This window comes from Amantichitinum ursilacus (assembly GCF_001294205.1).
Classification (GTDB): Bacteria; Pseudomonadota; Gammaproteobacteria; order Burkholderiales; family Chitinibacteraceae; genus Amantichitinum; species Amantichitinum ursilacus.
Map to the genome: position 1 here is coordinate 1 of NZ_LAQT01000019.1, position 6,606 is coordinate 6,606.

The 6,606-nt window shown below is 65.0% G+C and carries 1 protein-coding gene; it reads right to left on the reverse strand.

Annotation, left to right across the window (positions count from 1 at the left end; all coding sequences use genetic code 11):
- A partial coding sequence (locus WG78_RS15545) for a beta strand repeat-containing protein (RefSeq protein WP_161805130.1) occupies nucleotides 1-6,606 on the reverse strand: 6,606 nt, incomplete at both ends.

Consider the following 6,606-nt stretch of genomic DNA (forward strand, 5'->3'; position numbering starts at 1 on the left):
TTTGCTGCTGTTGTTGGTGGTCTGCGTATCGATGCTGGCGACGATTTTGACGTCATTACCCGCCGTCAACGACGTGCCCGCATCCGAGGCGACGTTGCTGCCGGTGATGTTCAGATCGTGCCCGGCCTGTGCCACCACCGTGTTGCCGCTCAGCGTGCTGCCGCTGTGCGTGGTGCTGTCCAGGATGTCGTGCGTGCGGGTGCTGCCGTGCGAGAACCGGCCGTTCTCCTGCGTCTTGCTGGCTTCGTCCAGATGCGTGACGGTCTGGCCGGCGCTCAGGTTGATGTCGTGCTGGGCGATGGCGGCCACCTGGCCGTTTTCGCTGGTGACATTGGCCGCGCGCAGGTTGAGGTCGTTGCCCGCGTTCAGCGTGACGTTGCCTTTGCTGCTGATGCTGCTGCCGGCCTCACTACTGGTGCTGACATTGCGCCAGGCATCGGCGCTGAATTGCGCGTTCAGCGCACTGCCGGTGGCGACGGTGCCCAGGTTGATGTTGTTGCCGGCGCTCAGGCTGGTGCTGCCGCCCACGCCGCTGTTGACGATCTCGGCGCCGGTCAGCGTCAGGTCGTGCCCGGCGCTGGCCACCAGCGTGCCGCCTGCGTTGCTCACGTACAGGCCCGCAATGGCGGACACATTGGTGGTGCTGCCGCTGGCGTTGGTCTGGGTGGACGTGGTGCTGGCCACTTTCAGATCATGCCCGGCGCTCACATTCAGGTTGCTGGCGGCGTCGATCATGCCGCCCAGGTTGGCCAGGTCGTTACTGGCGCGCACGCCCACGCTGTCGCCCGAAATGCGGCCGTTCAGGTTCTGCACGTTCTGCGCGTTGATGGCGACCACGTTGCGGCCTGCGATGGTGCCGCTGTTGGTCAGATCGCCAGTGACCGTCAGCGCCACGTTGTTGCCGCCAATCACCGCGCCGTTGCCGTCGATATCGCCTTGTTTAACCCGCACATACACCTGCGGCACCAGCGCTTGCGTGGTGCTGCCATCGGGCAAGGTGACGGTCTTCGACACCAGCCACACCACGTCGGACGTCAGCTGCGCCACTTGCGCATCGGTCAGCGCCACGCCCGGCGTCAGGTTCCACGCCTTGGCCATGGTGGCGCCGTTGCTCAGCAGCGCCTGGTATTCGGCCTGATCACTGCTGTAGCCATCCAGAAAACGACGCCCGGTAAGTTGCGCCACCTGGTCGCGCACCAGTTGTTGTTCGTAAAAGCCGTCGCCCAGGCGTTTTTGCGTGGTGGCCGGGTCCAGTTGCAGTTGTTGCAGCAGATAGTCCGACGACAGCCAGGTCTGGTAATTGGCAAAGCGCGGATCGGTTTCGATCAGATAACCGCTTTGCGCGCCCGGGTTCAGTTTAAACAGCGCGTTGTTGGGCAGCGTGGTATTGGGCGCAATGGTGCGCACCACCAGCGGCGTGCCGGCGGGAAGGTTGCTGGTGGCGCTGGTGGTGGCTGCGGCGGTGTTCAGCGCAATGCTGCTGATGGCGCTGTTGCCGCTGACGCTGCTGGCCCCACTGCCGGCCACCACGGGGGCGGGGATGACGTTGGCGCCGCCCGCCAGACTGCTGCCGCGCGTCTGGCCGTCCAGCGCAGTCACATCGCCCAGCGCTCCGGCCACTTGCGCCACAGTTTGCGCGGCGGCGCTGCCTGTGGCGGCGGTGGAGGCATGTTCTTCCACCCGGCCTTTCAGTTCCGGATGGGTCACGCTGGCGGCCGGGTTGTACGCCACCGCCGGGTCGGAGCCCTGGCCGTCGCTGCCCGTTTGCCGTATGCGATAAAAGTGCTGCTGCGTGCCGCTGTCGCTGGTGGTTTCGTTGGCGATGTAGCTGACGTTGTTGATGCTGCCGGTGGTGCCGCCCAAAGTGGCGCCCGCCAGAATATGGCTCTGGTTATTGGTCACCACGCCGGTGTTCAGCGTCAGATTGCCGCCGCTGCTGATCAGGGCCGGGTCGGTGTTGGCCACCTGGTCGTCGGTTACCGTGCGGTTAAACAGGTATTTAACGAAGTTGTCGTAATGGTAGGTGGTGTCGTCGTAACACGGATTGCCGCAGCCGGCCGGGTAGACGATGTCGACTTCAATGTGGCGCTTTTCGACGTTGCTCACGTCGTAATGCGTCGGGTCATCCTTGATCGTGTATTCCTCGTGCGGCGTAATCGAGGTCACCACCTGCATCACGCTAAAGTTCAGATTGGCGTTGGTGACGGTTTGCGCGCTCAGGCTCAGGTTGCCCATGGCCTGAATTTGCGCGCTGCCGTTGTACACGCTGCTGGCCTGGCCGACGGCGCTGTGGTTGCCGTCCAGCGCACCGCCTATCGCCATGTCGCCCGCCGCAAAAATCAGCGCGTGGTTGCGGTTGCTCAGGCTGCTCACGCCCAGGTCCATGCCACTGCGCGATGCGATGACGGCGGCGACGCCATTCTCGGCCTGGTTGCTCAGGCTGCCGCCGCCAATGGCGATATGGTCGCCATAAATGCGGCCGGTGCCGGTGTTGATGAGCGCGCCGCTGTTGACGTCGGTTTCGCCGCCATCAATCAAACCGCGGTTGGTTAGCGTGCCGCTCACATCCAGCGTATTGCTCTGGCCGCTCAGCTCGGCGCTGGCGCTGTTGTTCAGGTCCGCCGCGCGCACATGCAATGCGCCGTTGGCGCTGATGATGCCGTTGTTGTTCAGCACGCCCGCGGTGGTCAGGTCGAGATTGCGGCTGGCCTGAATCTGGCCGTCATTGCTCAGGCTCTGGCTTAAGTTAAAGCTGATATCGCCATAGCTGTTGATGCTGCCCACGCCGTTGATGCTGGCGCTGTCGATGCCGATGCGTTGGCCCGCCACCAGTTGCCCGCTGCCGTTCACCAGCGTCTGCGCCTTGCTGGCGCTGTTGCTGTCCTGGATCAGTACTTGCTGGCCGCTCATCTTGCCCAGCGAATTATCGATCTGGCCGCGGCCGGTAATGCTGAGCGTGGCGTCGGCAAAAACATTGCCGCCCTGGTTATCCAGCGTATTGGTGTTCAGGCTGACGTCGTGGCCTTGCAGGCCCTGCAGCTGGCCCTGGGTAGCGCGGTTGCTGATGCTGTCTGCGGTTACGCTCAGGCTGTCGCCCGCGCCGATCAGGCTGCCGCTGTTGTCGATGCTGCCGCCGCCCACGTTCAGCGTGGCGTTATGCACCGCCTGCAACTGGCCACCGCGATTATCGATGCCGCTGGCGCTAAGCTGCAGGCCCTGGCTGGCGGTCATCACGCCGCCAGCGCCATTGCTGAGCTGGCCTGTGGTGGCGGTCAGGTCGGTGGCCGCGCCGATAAAGCCGGCGCTGTTGTTCAGGTCGCCGCTGTGCAGTGTGATGCCGCTCTGGCTGATGATGCCCAGCGCGGTGCCCGATTGCGTATTGGTCAGCGTCTGGCCGTGGCTGTCGATGCTCAACGCGCCGGTGGACTGGATCAGGCCCGCCGTGTTGTTCAGCGCGCCGCTTTGCACGCCCAAGGTGCCGCGAGCGCCCAAGGTGCCTTGCGTGTTATCGAGGGTCTGCGTGCCCGCGTTCACCAGCGTGTTCTGGCCCACGATATGGCCTTGCAGGTTGTTCAGGCCGCTGCTGTTCAGGGTGAGCGCTTGTGCGGCGTCGATATGGCCCAGCTGGTTGTTGAGGCTGCCCGTGGTGGTCAGCGTGGCGGCATCCTGCACCGAGCCGATATTGCCTTGCGCATTGTTCAGTTGTGCGGCGGAGATCGTCAGCGCGCCATTGCTGGCGATATTGCCGCCGCTGTTGTCCAGCGCGTTTTGCGCGGTCAGCGTGGCGCTGCCGCCGGCGGTGATCTGGCCGCCGCCGTTATCCAGCGTACCGGCGCTGATCGTGCTGTTGCCCGCCGCGGCCAGGCGGCCTGCTTGTGTGCCCAGCACACGGTTGTCCAGCGTGCCGCTGACGGTAATGCCCAGCGCCCCGGCTTGTGCCGCTTGCAGCGTGCCGCCACGGTTATCCAGGCTGGCGGCGTGCAGGTTCAGATCGCCATTTGCGCCCAGCGTGCCGCCGGTGTTGGTTAGCGCGCCGGTCACCGTAACGCTGGCCGCGCCGCTGCCGTATTGCGCAATCTGGCCGTTGACATTGGACAGCGCCGCCGCCGTCACCTGCAGCGCTTGCGCGCTGACCGTGCCGCCATCCAGCACGATCTGGTTGCCGTGCAACGCCAGCGTGCCGTTGCTGATGATATGGCCATTGCTGCCCAGCACATCGCCGCCACCCAGGTTAAGCGTGCCATTGCCCGCGTGCTGCACGGTGCCGCTGCCGTTGTTCAGTTGCGCAGTGCTGATGCTCAGATTGGCGCCGTTGCTGCCCAGCGTGCCGTTGCTGTTGTCGATCTGGCTGGCGGCCAGCGTGGTGTCGCCGCTGCCGGTCTGCAGCAGGCTACCGGCGTGGTTATCGATCACGCCCGCGTTGATGTTCAGCTGGTTGGCGTCGATTGCGCCGTGTTCGTTGTTCAGCGTGCCGCTGGTGCTCAGCGTCAGCGTGCCCGCCGTGCTGACGACGGCGTTGGCGGTGCTGAGCGTACCGTGATGCGCGTTGATATTGATCTGCGCGGCGTTGGCTTTGCCCGCGCTTAAATCCACGCTGCCGCCGTCCAGCGTGATGCCGCCCACCGCCAGCAATTGGCCATGCGCCGCCAGTGCTTGCGTGCTGCTGATCTGCAATGCGCCGCTGCCAGAGATCGCGCCGTCGCGTTGCACGCTGGCGCCCAGCGTGCCACTGCTGTCCACGCTGCCCGCCGTCAGCTGCAGATTGCCCACCGACGCCAGCGTGCCGCTGCCGCTATACAGGCCGCTCAGACCCACCGTGACGTCTTGTTGCGCGTAGATTACGCCCGCGTTAGCCAGGCTTTGCGCGCTGATGTTCAGCGTCTGGCTGGCTTGCAACTGGCCGCTGCCGTTGTTGATGGCATTGCTGGCTTGCACATTCAGCGCGCCATTCAGCGCCTGAATATTGCCCGCCTGGTTCAGCAGGTTGCCGCTGTGCAATGTTTGCGCCGCGCCCGCCACCAGCGTGCCTTGCGTGTTGTCCAGCAGGCCGGTGAAGGTGCTGCTGAGCGTGCCGCCCGCCGACACTTTGCCGTTGCTATTGTTGAGGCTGGCCGCGCTCAGTTGCACGTTGCCATCGGCAATCAGCTGGCCCGCGGCGCTGTTATCCAGCGCGCCTTGCACGCCGATCAGCGCAGTGCCGCCTTGCGCCGCTTGCAGCAAACCGGCGGCGTTGTTCAGTTGCCCGGCTTGCAGATTCAGGTCGCCGTTGTTGCCCAGCGTGCCGCCGTGGTTATCCAGCATTCCGCTAATGCTGACCTGCATGGCGTTGTGGCCACTTTGCACGATCTTGCCGTTGGTGTTGTTCAGGCCGTTGGCGTTGATGGCGATCTGGTCCGCGCCGGTCTGGCCGCCAGAAACATCGATCTGGCCACCGTGCAGATTCAGGGCATGGGCCGCCAGGATGCTGCCGCCCTGGCCATTCAGCGTTTGTGCGCTTACATCCAGCGTGCCGTTGCCGCTGTGTTCGATGCGGCCGTTCTGGTTGGTCAGCGTGGCGGCCTGCACGGTCAGATTGGTGCTGTTGCTGCCGATGCGGCCTTGCGTGTTGTCGATATGGCCTGCGGTGGTCAGCGTCATGTCGCTGCTGCCGGTTTGCAGCAATTGGCCACCGACGTTGGAGAGGTCATGCGCGCTGATATTCAGCAGTGGCGCGTTGACGGTGGCGGCGTCGGTGCGCAGCAAACCGCTGCTGCCGGCTTGCAGTTGGTTGGTGGCGGCCAGCGTGGCCCCGGTGGCGATCAGATCGCCGTTTTGCGCTTGCAGATTCAGCGTTTGCGCGCCGGTCTGGCTGTGGCTCAGGTCCAGCGTGCTACCGCTCAAGGCGACGGTTGCGCCGGCCAGATTCTGCCCTTGCGCGGTCAGCGCGCCGCTGGCGGATACCGTGAGGACGCCATCACCGGCCAGCGTGCCATCGCTGTTTAAACCGGCCGCCAGCACCGATCCGCTCTGGCTGTTGGCCTGGGCGGCGGTCAAGGTGGTGTTGCCGCGTGCGGCCAGCGTGCCGCTGTTGTTCAGCGTGCCGGCCGTGTTCAGGCGGGTTTCGGCTTGCGCATACACACTGCCGCTGTTGACCACGCCCGCGTGGGTGTCGGTCTGGATATTGCCGCTGGCGCTCATGTGGCCCGCGTTTTCGAGACGGCCGTCGGCGGTAACGATGACATCGCCCGCGCTGGCCCCGATCGTGCCCAGGTTGCGCACGCCCACCCCGGCCTCGGTGCCCACCAGCGTGATCTTGCCCGCGTACATGCCGCCCAGCGCGGCGGTGTCGATGCCGTACACGGGTGCGCTGCCGCTGGCAGAGGTGGTGGTGACGGTTGATTGATCCAGGCTGACATCATTGGCGCCCGTCGTTACTTTCAGCGTATTGGCCCACAGCCCGGCGTTAATCTGCACCGCGCGCGCGATCAGATCGGTGTAATCGGCCTGGCTGCTGTCCATGCCCGCGCCGGAGATATCGATCACGCCGCGCTGCACTCTAAAGCCATCCAGATTGCCGTTGCTCATCAACGCCGTGCCCGTGGTCAGCGTCACGCGGTTGGCGTTGAG